Consider the following 15,881-nt stretch of genomic DNA (forward strand, 5'->3'; position numbering starts at 1 on the left):
GGCTCAGAGTACGCCTTCCGAATTCTTGAACTGGTCGTACAAACGGAGTACCGCAGGAATGTAGCCGCGGGTTTCGCGGTACAGTATCTTGTTGTTCCTATTGCTTGCCAGCCACATCTCCGCCCGCTTCGGCCCGCTGTTGTATGCGGCAAGGCCTCCATCGACCTCGTAGGCCTCGATGAGCATGGAGAGGTATCGACACCCGAGGCGTATGTTGTAGATAGGGTTGAAAAGAATCTCCTCGGCCGTGGTCCACTCAATGCCCTCCAGCTCGGCCAAGTAAGCGCCGGTTGCCGGCATGATCTGCATCAGGCCCATAGCCCCGGCAGGTGAAACTACCGTGGAGTCCCACGTCCGCGCACTCTCGTGGGTGATCGTCGCGCAGATCAGATCCGGGTCAAGATTATCGTACTTAAGGCTCATATCATAGATTTCCCGGCTAATGGCTCGCACCCTCTCAGGTGGCAGCTTGGGATTGTAGCGGCGGACAATCGCGGCGATCTTTTGGACGTTCATTTCGTGTTTAGCATGCACCTGCGCCAATGCGCGCGCCTGGGCAACCTGCGCCGGCATGGTTACTTCCACCTTCCGTACCGGGCGCACGATGCGCCCAGAAAAACCTACCATGCAGGAAGAGGTAAGAACAATCCCCGCAATGAGGAGAAGCCTCTTCCGAGCCGCTCCCCCCTCATGCTTTACTCTGTTCTCTCCGGTTGCCATATGCCTATGCCTCACTTTCTCCCAACGACCCCAAGGATGCATGACGGGTCTGACCTGAGGCCCCGCCTAGGCGCAGAGCCCCCGAGGGTTGTTCTCTACGGGCGGTACGGAGCACGCGCCTCACCTCTTGGTGCAACAGCTGCAAATCAAAGGGCTTTTCGAGCAGGCCGTCTGCCCCCAGTCGCCGCGCGTGGAGCCTAATGTGCTCGCTCGCGAAAGCAGTCATCATTAGCACCCGGGTCGGCGATTGCGCCTGCCGGACCCGCGATAGGAGTTCCAGCCCGTCCATTCCTTTCAGCCGTACGTCGCACAGCACCAGTGCGTACGATCGTCTACGGAGCTCCTCCAGGGCCAACTCTGCTGACTCCGTGATCTTCACCGATCGCACGCCTTCCAGCCGCCGCAGAGAACCTGCCAGGCCCGCTGCAACATCCGCTTCATCCTCTACAACTAGAATATCCACTGAATCTCGCCTCACCATTGTTCCTTTCTTCTTCCGCGGCTCTTGTTGCAACCAACGTGCCACAAAGGCACTGAGAGCCCCGACGGGGCACTTTTTGCCCCGAATTGGGAGGCGATAGTGTGCTAATTTTGCGCACCTTAGGAGCTCGAACACTCGGGGTGTTCGTTGCTTTTTCGTCACAGAGGGGGGGAGAGGCGGGAAGTGGCCGAAATTGTCCCATCTGGGCCACACTCTGGGGCCAAATGGGCGGAAACGAGACAGGGCGAACGCAATAGGGGAGAGGTGCTACCTGAAAGGTGAGCGGAAGAACTCTACGCCACGGAGAGCTGCAGGCGAGTTACTCTATGCCGTAACTCTTGAGTTTTTCGCGCAAAGTGGAGCGGGAGATATTGAGGGCGCGAGCGGCCATGGATTTGTTGCCGCCGTACTTTTCCAGCACTTGCAGGATGTGCCGTTTCTCCACCTCATCAAGCGCGTCGGGCGTCTCCTGAGAAATCGACGGCGGCGCTAATTCCTTGGGGGCAAAGGGGAGCGGCCCCAAGTGTAGAAGATCAGGCGTGATCAGGTCCCCTTGACAAAGAATGACGGCGCGCTCGATCACATTCTTCAGCTCGCGCACATTGCCAGGCCAAGGATACTCCAAGAGCAGCCGCTGTGCCTCCTTGTCGATGCCACGGATGTGCTTGTTGAACTCGCGGTTGTCAGCTTCCAAGAAGATCTTGGCCAACGGGAGGATGTCCTCCGGGTGCTGTCGCAGCGGCGGCAAATCGATGACCATCACCTTCAGGCGGAAGTAGAGGTCCTCGCGGAACGACCCCTCGCGCACGCATTGCGCCAGATCGCGATTGGTGGCCGCGATGATGCGCACATCCACCTCAATGTCGGTGGTGCCCCCCACCCGGCGGAAGCTGCCGCTCTCCAACACCCGCAACAGCTTGGGCTGCAGAGCCGGGCTCATGGATGATATTTCGTCGAGAAAAATGGTGCCGCCGTGAGCCAGCTCAAAGATTCCCTTCTTAGTCGTTTTCGCGTCCGTGAACGCGCCTCGTTCATGGCCGAAGAGCTCGCTTTCCAGGAGGTTCTCTGGGATAGCCGCGCAGTTGACCTTCACCAACGGCTTGTCCGCCCGCACGCTGTTGCGATGGATAGCGTCCGCAACTAACTCCTTACCTGTGCCGCTTTCCCCCTGGATGAGGACCGAGGTCTTGGGTGTCTGACTGACAATTTCGATGAGGCGCCGGACCTCCTGCATCTGAGGACTGTCGCCGTAAAGCTCGGTCAATGGCGAGCGGAGCCGCTGCTGGGCCTTCAGGTGAGACACTTCGAGCTTGAGTCGAATAGTCTCCAGGGCCTTGGCCACCACCAGCTTCAGTTCGTCCAATTCGAAGGGCTTGTTCAGATAGTCGTACGCCCCCGCCTTCATGGCAGCCACTGCTGGTCGCGGGTCCGACACGGCGGTGATCATGATCACCAACACGTCCGGGTCAACCTCCTTGATGTGGGCCAATACCTGCAGGCCGTCCATCTTTGGCAGCCGCAAGTCCAGCAGCACCAGGTCTACCGGGTACTTTTCCAGGATCTCAATAGCTTCCTCGCCGGAGAAAGCCGTGCGCACACTGTAGCCCTCTCGGCGCATCACATCGGCCAGGGTCTGGCACATATCCCGGTTGTCTTCGACTATGAGCAGGTGGGCGCGCATCGGCAATCAACCCTCCGTAGGGATAAGCAGGGTAAAGGTACTACCCTTGCCCTTCTCGCTCTCGACGCTGATTTCGCCCCCGTGGTCGCTCATGATGCGGTAGACGATGGACAGCCCGAGCCCGGTCCCTTCCGGCTTGGTGGTGAAGAACGGGTCGAAAATACGGCTCACGTGCTCGCAATCGATTCCGCACCCTGTGTCGGCCACCGTCACTTCCACAAACAGGCTCTCCTGCAGCAGGGTGGGCAGCATCCCACGCCTGCGGTCCACTGCGCGCAGCGTCGTCCACACCGGTCGGGCAGAGATCTGAATTGTGCCCCGCTCCTCGATGGCATCTATCGCGTTGAGCAACAGATTAAGAAAGACCTGCTGAATCTGATCAAAGTCTACAAAGACCGCGGGCAAGTCTTCGGCATAGGAGGTGATAAGTTCGATGCCCTTACTCCTCAGCTTCTGCCCCACCAGCGCAACGACTTCCTGAATGATGTGTTCCAGCCGGTGCTTCCTGCGCACAGGCTGTTGCGGACGGGCAAAGGAGAAAAACGTCCTCAGCAGCCCATCCAGCCGGTCCACTTGGCGCACGATCCGCTCCAGATACTCTCGCCGGTGGTCATCGGTGTCCGTCTCCTCCTGGAGCGACTGCGCCATGGTCTTGATGCCGGCAAGAGGATTCTTGATCTCGTGGGCGATGCCGGAGGCCAGGACGCCCAACGAGGCCAGCCGGTCCATCTTGATCATTTCCGCTTGCAAACGCTTGATCTCGGAGATGTCGCGAAAAGAGATAATAGTGCCCACGCGCTGGTTTTTGTCATCCAGCCGCGGGGCCACGGAAAAGCCGATGTGGACCGGCTTGCCACTTTTGGTGGGAATGATGAGCTCGCGGTTCAGGAGCGCGTGCCCAGGGGCAACAACATTCGGCAAGATCTTCTGGCAGTCCTCCTTGGGCAGCACTGCCTCCAAAGGCAGGCCAGTGACTTCTCGGGCCTTGTAGCCCAGAATCTCCTCCGCCGCCGGGTTGAAAGAGGTGATGCGGTTCTGCAGGTCTAAGGTAATCAGCCCGGCCTGCATACTTTGGATGATGCTCTCGTTGAAATTCTTGAGCTCGACAATCTCTTGCTCAAGCAATTTCCGCTGCGTGATATCGCGGGCAATGCCAGCGATACCGGCGATCTGCCCTTTTTCGAAGATCGGGTTGATGTTGGCCGAGAAGTAGCGCACTTGGCCGTCGGCGCAGCGGACGCGCATTTCAAAGATTTTGGCCCGCCCTTGCAGCGTCTCCTCCAGGTTGCGCATCACCTCCGGCTGATCCTCAGGCACCACCACCTGTGTCAATTGTTGCCCTAACCAGTCCTCGCGGTGGAATCCAGTGAGTGCGGTCACCTGGCGGTTCAGGAAGCGAAAACGCCCCTCGTGGTCCAGGGTGAAGATCAAGTCGTTGACGCTCTCGATCAGCTCCTGATACTCGTACTGAGTGCGCCGGAGGCGGCGTTGCATCCCCTGGGCGCGGGACTCCGCCCGCCGCGATTGCAGCACCTGCTGTACCACGGTCTGCAGCTCTCGCCGGCCGACCCCTTCAGGCAAAATGGCATCGGCCCCGGCAGCCACCAGGGCTTCTCGGTCCTCCCGAGCAAGGTGCGGGCTCCCGAGAACGATGAGGGCACTGTGCGCACCATCGCCGTGACGGAGCTGGGCGAGGAGCTCTCCAGTCGCAGCGGCCGTGGTCGCCTCCACCAGGATCACGGCTGGTTTCTGATGCCGCGCGGCCGCAAGGCATTCCTCCACCTGCTCACAGCAGTTGACAGTGCCGCCCAAAAGCTCCGCCAGCCGGCATAAGCCCTGGCGCGAGGAGAGGACAATGACGCTGTCCTCCCTGCTCAAGGGCCTGGCGGCAGATTCTTCCGTCGCCGCAGCAAGAGAACTGTGGTGGAAGTCTTGCGTCATTTTCTTTCCCGCCCCGCCGCACTATCACCCGGTTTCCAGCTTGGCACGGGCCGCAATCATGAGGTCTCCCCTGCCATGCCCAAACCGAATGGGGTTCTCCCCTGCCCACCGTTGCCGCCCTGGTCGGCAGCCATCATGCGCAGCAAGCTGCGGCAGCGATTGTAGATGGCCGACAAGTCAAGGCGTTGGTCTTCGGACAACCCACATGGTTGGCGTTCCAGGACCGCCTTGGTCAAGCCGGCGATGGTGCTAATGGACTCTTCCAGCTCTTGAGCCGGCACCGGCGAAACAGTGCGCGCAGGTGCTTGTGGTCCCGACCCAAAGCGCTTCTCATACCGGCTGCGACGAATGAGGTTATCGACGATGTTCAACAGCTCGTGGCGGCCAAATGGTTTAACAAGGAAGGCCAGCACCCCCATGCCGAAGAACCGCTCGGCCCGGCCATAGAACTCGGCACGCGCCGTCAGCATAAGGATGGGCACGGCACTCCATTTGGCATAGTTGGGGTCATAGCGAACGATCTCCACAAACTCCTCGCCATCGAAATCCGGCAGGGCAAAGTCCAGGATGATGATGTCAGGATTGACCTCGCGCAGCCTGCGCAGCCCCTCCTGTCCGGTCTCGGCGATGCGCAGGTCATAGACCGGTTCGCCAAACACCCGCTTTGCCAGTCGCTGCATTTCCGGATCGTCATCGATAAGGAGGACAGTGTCTTTTCCCATGTGCGCCTCTCTCCCTGGTGAGCTTGCCAGAAAGAGATCCTCCCGCGCCCATCACCCAATCCGTCTCACTCTTTCTGTTCCACAGCAGATGCCTGTGTCGCCCCCGTCACAGGAAACGTCACCACAAAGGTTGTTCCTTCCCCCACCTTGCTACTCACCGCTATAGTGCCACCGTGCACGTCCACAATCTGTTTGACCAGTGACAGGCCTAGTCCCGAACCCGTCACTTCTCTTACCCGTTCGTCGTCGGTCACGCGATAAAACTTGTCGAATATGTGCGGAAGGGCCTTCTCCGGGATACCGTAGCCGTGGTCGACGACGGTCAGTTGCACGCCCCGTGGGGTGGCGGTCACGCGCACCTCCACCTCGGTATTCGGCGGGCTGTATTTGATCGCATTGGACAAAAGGTTGAGGAGCACCTGGTCCACCATGCCTGGGTCCGCCTGAATCTCCGGCAGCCGATCCGCAACCGTGGCACGCAGTACGATGCCCTTCCGCTGCGCCACCGGCGCGTTGGTCACTACGGCCGTCCTCGCCGCGTCGCCCAGGTTGAGGGGCACCTTCTTGGGCTGCACCTTGCCCGATTCTATGCGCGAAATATCCAGAAACTTGTTAATGAGCTCACCCAGGCGGTTTGATTCTTTGAGAATAATGCTCGCGTATTCCATCGCCTGGGCCTTGGTAGTGCTGCGGTCCAGGAGGAGCTCGCTAAAGCCCGAAATGGAGGTCAGCGGCGAGCGCAGCTCATGGGCGACCATCGACACCAGCTCCGTCTTCATGCGGTCGATCTCTTTCTCGCGCGAGATGTCGCGCAGGATGGTGACCGTACCGATCAGGGTGCGGTCCTGCTGGAACACCCGCGCCGCCTTTGCTGCCAAGGTGCGCTCTCGCCACTCGCCCGGGGGCTTGACGGTGATCTCCACTGGCGGGCCCTCATCCTGGTGCCCGTCGCCCACCTTTCTGAGCAGATTGAGAAGCTTTCTGTTCTTGATGAACTGCCCGATGGGTTGCTGCAACAGGTCCTCTTCTTTCACCCCGAACCAGCGCTCCGCAGCACTGTTGAACACTAACACCCGGTCCTGGGGGTCGGTGACGATGACGCCATCGGCGATGTTGCGAATGATGGTACTGGTCTTGGTCCGCTCAGCGATGATCTGGCTCAGGTTCATTTCGTTGAGCCGACGGAGCTCGGTGGTCATGTAATTGAACAGCTTTGCCAGCCGGCCAACCTCGCCCCGCGAGTCCACCTCAATGCGGTGGGAAAAATTGCCGCGCGCAATCTCTGTGGCTCCTTCTGCCAGGCGAGCCAGGGGCTCTGCCACCGCCCTGGTCAATTGCCGGGCAACCACAAGCCCGACTCCAGCGACGACGGCAAGCGCCCCGAGGGCAGCGCCGACGATCCACGCCACCGGGAGCGGGTGTCCGCCCAGCACGGCGAAAACCACAAAGAGCAGAATGGGCACCAGTCCCGCGGTCAGCAGTGCCCCGTAGAACCAGCGAAAAAGTGTACCGTTTGTGGAATGTCGCGCGGTCATTGGGCTCCTTGATGAGGCACCCTGAGGGCCATGTCAATCACGCATTACCACGCGGTTTCTTCCCTCCGCTTTGGCACGATACAGGCGCCGATCAGCGGCCGCGATGAGCTCCTCCGCCGTGGTGCCGTCCTCCGGGTAGGTGGCCACTCCCATGCTGATGGTGAGCCGTCCCCCCGGCTGCTGCTCCCGATGCTCGAAGGGGAACTCCTGCACCAGGGCCTGCAACTTGCGCGCCACCACGCCGCTCGCCTGATGGGGCGTTTGCACCAAGATCAGCGCGAATTCCTCGCCACCGTACCGCGCCGCCACATCGATCTTGCGCACATTCTCGCGCAACAGTCGCGCCAAATCCTTGAGGACCTTGTCGCCTGCCAAATGGCCGTGTGTATCGTTGTAGTGCTTGAAATGGTCGATGTCCAGCATAATGAGCGAGAAGCTCTCTTTGTGGCGTGCCGCCCGGTCCACTTCGTGCACCAGCTGCTCTTTGAAGTAGCGGTAGTTATACAGGCCAGTCAGCCCATCGGTTATGGCCAGCTCGTGCAGCTTTGCCTCGGCCTCCTCCAGCGCGCGGACCTTGTGCTCCAGCTGATCGTGCAGCTGTTTGATGCGGAGGAGGGACTTGACCCGCACCAAGAGTTCGACCTTGTTGAAGGGCTTGGTCACAAAGTCGTCGGCCCCCGCCTCCATGCCGCGCACCTTGTACTCCACCTCGTCCAGGGCCGTGACCAGGATGACAGGCACAAAGTCGGTGGCCGTGCTGGCCTTCAGGCGCCGGCAAACCTCGAACCCATCCATATCAGGCATGACCACGTCGAGGAGTACAAGATCAGGCAGCTGATGATCGATGGCGGCTAAGGCTTCCCGGCCGCTCTGGGCAGAGACCACCTCGTAGCCCTGCCCGGACAAGTGGGAGCGCAGCAACTTGAGGTTGGCTGCCATGTCATCGACAATCAGAATGCGCGGCTTGTGAGCTCGGTCCTTCACCTGCGAACCCCCGCCGGACCCGACTGTCCCGACGTCCACGTGCCTCAATGCCCGCTACGCTGCCCCCGGACGATAGCAGATATTGCCCACGCGTGCCGCGCGTGCCTCGTCCAGGCGGCTCACCGGCGTGGTGCGCGGCGCCTTATGCAGCAGCTCTGGGTTCTCCTCTGCCTCGCGCGCAATCTGCAGCATGGCGTCGGCAAAAGCGTCGAGGGTCTGCTTCGACTCGGTCTCGGTGGGCTCAATCATCAGCGCCTCGTGCACGATGAGCGGGAAGTAGACGGTGGGCGCATGGAACCCCAGGTCCAATAGGCGCTTGGCGATGTCCAGAGTCTTCACCCCTTTGGCCTTCTGCCGATCTCCAGACAGCACAAATTCGTGCATGGCTGGCCCAGGGTACGGCAGCTCGTACGCATCCCGCAGACAGGCCAGGAGATAGTTGGCATTAATGACCGCGCCCTCGCTCACTTGGCGCAACCCTTCAGCCCCCATCATGCGGATGTAGGTATAGGCCTTTACCATCACGCCAAAGTTGCCATAAAAGGCGTGCACTCTGCCGATGCTCTGCGGGCAATCTTCGTCAAGGATAAAGTTGCCGTCCCGCAGCGCAACACGGGGCCGCGGCAGAAACGGCACCAAATCCTTTTTCACCCCCACAGGGCCGGCGCCTGGTCCACCGCCTCCGTGGGGTGTGGAAAAGGTCTTGTGCAAATTGAAATGCATCACATCGATCCCCATATCCCCAGGGCGCACAATTCCCAGCAGGGCGTTGAGATTGGCGCCGTCCATGTACATGAGGGCCCCCACCTCATGCACCATCCTGGCCATCTCCTCCACCTGCGACTCGAACAGTCCCAGGGTGTTCGGATTGGTGAGCATGAGGGCGGCCGTCTGTTCATTGAGCACGGCGCGGAGGGCCTGCAGATCGACCCGCCCGTCAGGCCCCGAGCTGACCTGGACCGGCTTGTAGCCGGAGATGGTCACGCTTGCTGGATTGGTACCGTGCGCCGAATCCGGGATGACCACCGTGGTCCGGGGATTGCCGCGGCTCTCGTGGTACGCTCTGATGAGCATCAGGCCGGTGAGCTCGCCATGCGCCCCAGCCGAGGGCTGCAAGGTCACTGCGTCGAACCCGCCTATTTCGCACAGGTACCCGCCCAGTTCGTGCATCAGGCGCAAGGCACCTTGGACCATGGAAGTGGGCTGCAGAGGGTGAATGTCGGTAAACCCTGGCAGCCGCGCCACGTTCTCGTTCACCTTGGGATTGTACTTCATGGTACAAGAGCCAAGCGGATACATGCCCTTGTCCACGTGATAGTTCATCACCGACAGGGCCACAAAGTGGCGGATTACGTCCACCTCGCTCAGCTGAGGAAGCTCGGGCGCCTGCGGGCGGATCTGCTCCGGCGGCAGAAGCTTGTCCAGCGGTTGTTCAGGCACATCCAGCGGGGGCAGAGACGCACCCATCTGCCCCTCGCGGCTTTGTTCGAAAATCAACGGTACCGGCATCGTCGCACCGTCCCTCGCTTAGTCGTTCCGCGTCACTGATACGCCGATTAAGGTACAACTTGCCACCTAAAATGTCAAGGGCTTTTTGGGGTGGCCGTGGCGAGGTCGGTGACGGAGCCATTGACCTTTCACAGGGCATCGGGGCACTGTGGCGGGCCGAGGTCGCGGGGTGGCTCGGTCGTCGCATGGGCTGTTAACTTTTTGCTTGACATTCTCTTATCTGTTAGCTATATTCTGAGTGCACGAGCAGGCCGAGGACCACGGGTGGGGGAGCCACTTTGCAATTGACCCCGACACAAACGCCCAAACTGTTTGAGCAGGTGCGGCATCGACTTCGAGGGCGCCACTATAGCCTGCGCACCGAGCAGTCATACCCTCACTGGATCACACGATTTGTTCTCTTCAATGGCAACCGGCACCCGGTGGTAATGAGCTCGCCGGAAATCAATGCATTTCTAACCCATTTCGTCCAGAAGGAACGAGTCAGTGCATCGACACAGAATCAGGCGCGTGCGGCCCTGCTGTTTCTCTACCGTCATGTGCTTGGTCGTGAGGTGGGGGAGCTGGGCCCGCTTATCCGCGCGCGAAAACCGTCGCGGGTGCCCGTCGTCCTTACGCGCGACGAAGTCAAGACAGTATTGGGCCATCTCCAAGGCAATAAGTGCCTGATGGCCTCGCCGATATATGATGCGGGGCTGCGTCTGATGGAATGCCTACACCTGCGGGTTCAGGACGTTGATTGTGCCCGAAATGAAATCACGGTGCGGGACCACAAAAGACGTTCGTGCCGCCATCATCTACACGCCCGTATTGAACCGCGGCGGTCGAGGTGTGAAAAGCCCCATAGATGGGTTATGAGCGATACTCCCCGCGTATTATGCGGAAGTTATCTAATACGGCCAGAACCAGCAGAAATATGGACAACATCTTGGACACAAAGAGATTGGCAATCAACTCGCGTGGACGTCTTATGCCGACAGCGGAACGGTGTAGGCGTCTTATGCGGAATCCGCATAATCAGTAGTTAGGCACATGAGAAACGGACCAATAGAGAGAGCTATCGAAAAATTCAGGAATAGACGCCTCAGTGTCTACAGGACCGACCCAGATCAAATAGTCCGCGACACACGTGTGGCGGAACGAGCAACCAAAGATCACGTCGGACGATGGCTTTTTGAGCTGCTGCAAAATAGCGATGATGCCAAAGCCTCGGAAGTGAGGATTATTGTTGATAAAGATACTATTTATGTTGCGGATAACGGACACGGCCTCAAACCCGAAGCCGTGAGCGCCATCTGCGGAACCGATTTCTCGGACAAGACTGCAGGTACGATAGGCCGGAAAGGCGTGGGTTTCAAGTCGGTGTACGAGGTTTCCCAAAATCCGCAGGTGCTCACCGTGGACGGAGAGGGAATCGAGTTCAGCCATGAAAGAACCAAGACATGGCTGCGCGAGAACGGCCTAAATGACGGCCACGTACCATACCAATGGATCCCGTTCTTCATCCCGTGGGATGATGCTAAAGCACGGGACCCGCATCTTGATGATTTGAAGGCAGGGAGCATGAAAACTGTTGTCAGGCTGCCAGGCCTTTCCCAGGAGACGAGGCTGAAGGTGGAACAACTGTTGAAGGAGTGGCCGCCTCACGCGCTCTTTGCCTTCAGGCACCTTCGGCACATCACGGCCCACGGACTAGATATTGTCCTGATTGCCGGGGACGCTGTCTGGTCGTTGCAAGACAGCCGAGGGCAGACCCCGGTTCAGTGGCGTGTAACCAAGCATACAGAGCGCCCTCCCGTTGACTTGCTGGAAATGCTTGGGGCCGATGAGCGCCAGGCCATTTCCACGGACGGGGTCAGTTTTCTCATTGCTGCTCCGCTTGAAAACGATTGTGTCGTCCCGACATCAGACTACCTTCCTGTTCATGTTTTCTATCCAACGGAGCAGAATGGTCCCGTGCGTCTGCTCCTTCACGCCGAGTTCCTAGTCAAGAGTGACCGAACTGCCTTAATCCCGATAGAGGGTAGTCGGTTTAACGCATGGGTTGCCGACAGACTCGCTTACTATGTCTGCAAGTTTGTGAATGACTCATTCCGCGCTGACGCGCCGAGCAGTCATGCCGCGCTGCTTGTCGCCCTAGCCGAAAGAGCATCTCATCATGTTGCTGAGGCTCTCTGGCGGCGCATTGCCGATAAGGCAAAGAAATGCCTCCGACTTTCCGACATGGAAAGTAGCCAGCGATTGCGTCTTGAAGATGCCCGGCTGATTTCCGTCAGCGTCCGCCGCGACTTAGCGCGCACTTTGCTCGAAGCTACAGATGTTCGAGGGCAACTCCTGCACCAAGCCTTCGACGATGACAAGGAAGCACAAAAGGCACTCAAGGATCTGGGCTGTAAGGAAATCCACGATCAAGACTTGATGGCGGCTATCCTACAGAATGCCGATTCACTCGCCGCCGAGACACAATGGGTTTGGGCCTGCTGGGAATGGCTTGCCGCCTGGGTAGCCAAAGAGCCATACGGAGAGGAGCACAAAAAGAGAATCGAGCGAGTCAGAGGACTGCCTATAGTGCCTGTAAATGGCAGTTTAGTAAAGCCTTCAGACCTTGAAGGCAGAATCGTTACATGGCAAGCGGATACAGGCGTTAAATGCCTGCCTGATTGGCTACCGCTGACCTTCGTGGAGGACTGGTTTCGCGACCGCATCCAAAACATAGCCGAACAAGAGTCCCCGGTCAAGAAGCTCATCAAGGAGTTAGGGATTGCCGAGCCGGACGGGGATGTCGTTCAGCGCGCTGTTGGCCAAGCGATTGAGCAGTATTGGAAAGACAAACAGGGTGACCCTGGACGATTCCTGCGTTTCATCCTTGAGCAGGACTGGCATGAAACGGCTGATGCTTCTCCATCGCTGAGGCGGTGTCCTGTACCGCTTGCGCAACCCGTGCAAGGCAAGACATGGGCCGAGGCCGAGAAAGCTTATTTCGGCAGAGAATGGGGCAATGACCTGCTTGCAGACTTATATGAAGGTTGTGACAGCGTTGCTTGGGTGCAGCGCATGGGCGAGGATGGGGAAAGGGAGCGCTCGATTCTCACATGGCTTGGGTGTGCTGCATACCCCCGTATTGTTGAGGATCGAGGGCCCAACAAGAATGGAATTGATGAGTATCACTTACCCAATGAGTGCGACGCATGGAGATCGCAGGAGTTTAGACATACTGAACGCACCCCAACCGTGGACGCGATTAGCCGTTTTGAAACCCTGACCCTTGAAGGACTCAGCACCACCCAAGTGTGTGCCTTGCTCGTATTGCTGGCGAAACACTGGGAAGAATATTACAAGGGTCACTCCGAGGCAACGCTGTCCTGGTTCTACTATACTACGCGGTTGTGCTCGGTTCGCGCTTTCTGGTGGTTTCAAATCTTACACAATATCCACCCTCCGACCAGAAGCAGCTCTGCGCCGTCCGCCCTTGCTGATTGTTGGCTGCCTGACAAGCGAACAGAGCGGGTCATAGGAGACCTCCTGCACGTCGTTGACCTTGATGCCTTCGGAAACGACAAGGATGCTGTCCGCAACTGGCTTATCAACGCCGTCGGCCTCCGCACACGAATGGAACAACTGACCATTGACGAATGGGAGGCACTCCTGTCACGGCACATACCTGAAAAAGCCCCCACCGATCGCCTCGTTTCGGAAGAACGGCTTCGGGACAAAGTAACGGGATGGTACACTGCATGCCTAGAAACCATGGCGGAGAAGGAAAATGTTCCAGAGAAGGCCTTCGCATCATGCCCACTCCTCTGCAGGAAGGGGGACGTCTGGCAATACGTGGCAGGCGACCCGCGATATCTGGACGACGACAACGACCTTGCCAAGGCATTCGCTGAGGATGTCTGGCTCTTTCATATCCCTGCCCGACTAGCCTCTGAAGCTGTGAAATACCTTGATGTCCGCCCGCTGTCGCAGTCCGTCAAGGTCAACGTCACGCTGGGGAAACCGCAGTCGCCGTTGTCAGACGAATTGAATAGGCGATTCAGCGGGTCCCTTCCGTATGTGTGGGCCTGGAGGTCATCGCAGATCAAGCGAGAGGCTGCCGATAGCTTGTTCGCGCGCCTAAAGGCGCTGAAGGCGGTCGTGCTACCTGCCTTGAGGGCGGGCCTGACCCTGGGGGGCGTGAATCGGGAAGTCGTAAAACGCTGGCACGTTGATGATGACACGATCTACTTGCACAAAGACCACGCGAATGAGAGCGAGTTAGCACAGGCGCTGGCAAAACTACTCGACATCAGGTCAGAGGCGGATTTCTACGAGAACCTCCTTCGTTGCACAAATGACAGCCAGCGAAAGGAGAAGCTTCTGAGTAAAGGCATGGCTGATGCCGAGATAGACAGATGCCTACGCGAGTACTCAGGACAGTCCGCCGACGACAAGCAGGAAGCAGGTCCTAAGAGGCCGCCTATCGAAGAGGAAAAGCCCGACAAGTCTCACCCACCTTTGGCCGGCGACGGCCTAGGCCAGTTCAGCGAACAACGCCAACTCCAGGATAACACGTCAGAAGAGACACCGAAATCATCGGATACACAAAAACAATCCCTACGCCTTAAAGACCCCAAAACAGTTGTCTATGTTCAGGGAAGCTCACCTTTAGGAGAAGGGCATATTGGTGGTGGAGGTGGCGGTGGAACAGAACACGAAGACCGTTCCCTGGCGGATGCGGAAAAGGAGGAGTTGGAGGAAGCAGGTAGAACCATTGCGGCACGCGAACTGGAGAGAATAGGTTACGTGGTCGAGAATATGCCACAAGGCAATCCCGGTTTTGATCTTCGTGCTAAGAAGAACGGGGATGAACTCCACGTTGAGGTAAAAGCTCACAGCGGTCGGGCAACCGTCGTTGAACTAACGCAGCGGGAGTACAAGGAGTATTTGGGTCAGCAAGGGTACCGATGGGAGCTCTGGAACGTCGAGCACTTAGCGGAGGACGATTCCCATTCAGTCAGTATTACGCGATACGATCAAATTCCCGATGATGCCCTCACCGCCCGGACATGCCGGGTTGACCTGAGGAAGTGCAAAGGAACCTCACAAGATTAGGAAGATGAGTGAAGAACTACCTTACGGGAAAGATGCGGACATTTTGCATAACAACGGGTTTCAGCCGACACGCTCCGCTCGCTTCGCTTGCTCCGCGTGCGGCTGAACCCAGCCGTTAGCCATACAGGTGGGGCACCGTGGACGAATTTGAGAAACGGAAACAGGAGCTTCTCCAGCCGATCTTCTTCGAAGCTGGCGCTGGTCTATACGACTGCCAGGGATTCGAGTACTGCGTGGCCTACTTGTTGTTTTTGCTGTCCAAGCTCGGTGTCGTTGGCCTTGATCCAGCAGATACCATGGCAATCCTCGAGCACGAAGCCAAGAAGACTGCTGGTCAATTGGTTGCGCTTCTCCGGCAGCGCTTCACCTTGAGCGATGGCATTGAGGAAGCCTTGGCGGACGCACTGGAGGCACGGAATGAGCTCATCCACCGATACTTCACGGCCAATGTTGAGCGACTTGTCGAGCCGGCAAATCACGCGAGCATCGTCAAGGAAATACGCCGGCTTCGCTCCAGGGTCCGGCGTGTGCAGAGACTTCTCGATCCGTTGGTGAAGGGGCTTGCGGAGTATTTCTACGGGCTCGACTTGCAGCAGCTCGCACACGAGGCCAAGAGCCAAATCCTCCGCAAATGGTGGTCTGATGGCTAACATACCGCTGCAGCGGATGTGCTCGCCGCAGGGACATCGGCGTAGGGTCAGGGCGCCGGCTTAGCGGCGCCCAGACCGCTGAACGGCAAAACGGTAGGCTGCGCGGGAGTGAATCCATGCCTCAGGGGCTCGAAACGGGCAAGTTCGGCAGCCGCTTGGCCGCGCGGATGCGAAATGATCTCAGATACGAGGGTTGGTCCATCTACTACGACCACGGCGACGCCACGATGGATCCGGCGGTAGCTGCAATAAAGGGGTTCTTTGGGGCTGAAGTGAAGAATGTCAATCGGCTCGCCGACGTCGATGTACTCATCGGATCCCCCGATGGGGCTGCACGCGTCCTGATCGAGATCGAGGAACGACCCTGCTCGCCCAAGAAGATACTGGGAGACATCTTTGCCCTCCTTCTATGCAACCGTTTCGCCGTTCGCAAGGGTCAGGAACAGCGGGTGTTCCGCGCGTCGCCATCTACGCGCGTCATTGTGGCCGGAGTCCTTCCGGGCCGTGGCCATCGGCTGTGCAAGGTCGAGGATGTCATCGTACCGCGACTCTACCAGCTCCAGGGTT

The 15,881-nt window shown here is 58.6% G+C and carries 12 protein-coding genes; 4 read left to right on the top strand and 8 right to left on the bottom strand.

What is annotated here, in order from left to right:
• Positions 1-3: 3 nt before the first annotated feature.
• The 8 genes from ONB25_01820 to gcvPB all read right to left on the bottom strand — a co-directional run bounded on the left by ONB25_01820 (position 4) and on the right by gcvPB (position 9,573).
• On the bottom strand, positions 4-720 hold the full coding sequence (locus ONB25_01820; protein ID MDZ7391627.1) for a lytic transglycosylase domain-containing protein: 717 nt from the start codon (positions 718-720) through the stop codon (positions 4-6).
• A 4-nt stretch (positions 721-724) separates the two neighbouring features.
• Positions 725-1,201 (bottom strand): response regulator, encoded by a 477-nt coding sequence (locus ONB25_01825; GenBank protein MDZ7391628.1) that lies wholly within the window; start codon positions 1,199-1,201, stop codon positions 725-727.
• 319 nt (positions 1,202-1,520) lie between these two features.
• Positions 1,521-2,882, bottom strand: a complete 1,362-nt coding sequence (locus ONB25_01830) for a sigma-54 dependent transcriptional regulator (protein ID MDZ7391629.1) — start codon at positions 2,880-2,882, stop codon at positions 1,521-1,523.
• Positions 2,883-2,888: 6 nt separating this feature from the next.
• The gene (locus ONB25_01835; protein ID MDZ7391630.1) at positions 2,889-4,823 is read right to left on the bottom strand and encodes a PAS domain S-box protein; all 1,935 of its coding nucleotides are present in this window, start codon (positions 4,821-4,823) and stop codon (positions 2,889-2,891) included.
• Positions 4,824-4,879: 56 nt separating this feature from the next.
• Positions 4,880-5,545, bottom strand: coding sequence for a response regulator (locus ONB25_01840; GenBank protein MDZ7391631.1), 666 nt, complete (start codon positions 5,543-5,545; stop codon positions 4,880-4,882).
• 65 nt (positions 5,546-5,610) lie between these two features.
• The gene (locus ONB25_01845; protein ID MDZ7391632.1) at positions 5,611-7,080 is read right to left on the bottom strand and encodes a cell wall metabolism sensor histidine kinase WalK; all 1,470 of its coding nucleotides are present in this window, start codon (positions 7,078-7,080) and stop codon (positions 5,611-5,613) included.
• A 33-nt stretch (positions 7,081-7,113) separates the two neighbouring features.
• Positions 7,114-8,064, bottom strand: coding sequence for a PleD family two-component system response regulator (locus ONB25_01850; GenBank protein ID MDZ7391633.1), 951 nt, complete (start codon positions 8,062-8,064; stop codon positions 7,114-7,116).
• 54 nt (positions 8,065-8,118) lie between these two features.
• A complete protein-coding gene (gene gcvPB / locus ONB25_01855) occupies positions 8,119-9,573 on the bottom strand; it encodes an aminomethyl-transferring glycine dehydrogenase subunit GcvPB (GenBank protein ID MDZ7391634.1) in 1,455 nt (484 codons plus the stop codon).
• A 320-nt stretch (positions 9,574-9,893) separates the two neighbouring features.
• Here gcvPB and ONB25_01860 point away from each other — a divergent pair, with 320 nt between their 5' ends.
• The 4 genes from ONB25_01860 to ONB25_01875 form a co-directional block, all read left to right on the top strand.
• Entirely contained in the window at positions 9,894-10,601 is a 708-nt protein-coding gene (locus ONB25_01860; protein MDZ7391635.1) for a phage integrase N-terminal SAM-like domain-containing protein, read from the top strand.
• A gap of 103 nt (positions 10,602-10,704) precedes the next feature.
• Positions 10,705-14,664, top strand: a complete 3,960-nt coding sequence (locus tag ONB25_01865) for an ATP-binding protein (protein MDZ7391636.1) — start codon at positions 10,705-10,707, stop codon at positions 14,662-14,664.
• Between the two features lie 137 nt (positions 14,665-14,801).
• Positions 14,802-15,314: a hypothetical protein gene (locus tag ONB25_01870; protein MDZ7391637.1), complete on the top strand. Its 513-nt coding sequence runs from the start codon at positions 14,802-14,804 to the stop codon at positions 15,312-15,314.
• Between the two features lie 116 nt (positions 15,315-15,430).
• Positions 15,431-15,881: hypothetical protein (locus ONB25_01875; GenBank protein MDZ7391638.1), on the top strand; the 451-nt coding region annotated here is incomplete at its 3' end.

The organism is candidate division KSB1 bacterium, assembly GCA_034506335.1.
In the GTDB taxonomy this organism is placed as follows: domain Bacteria; phylum Zhuqueibacterota; class Zhuqueibacteria; order JANLFK01; family Oleimicrobiaceae; genus Oleimicrobium.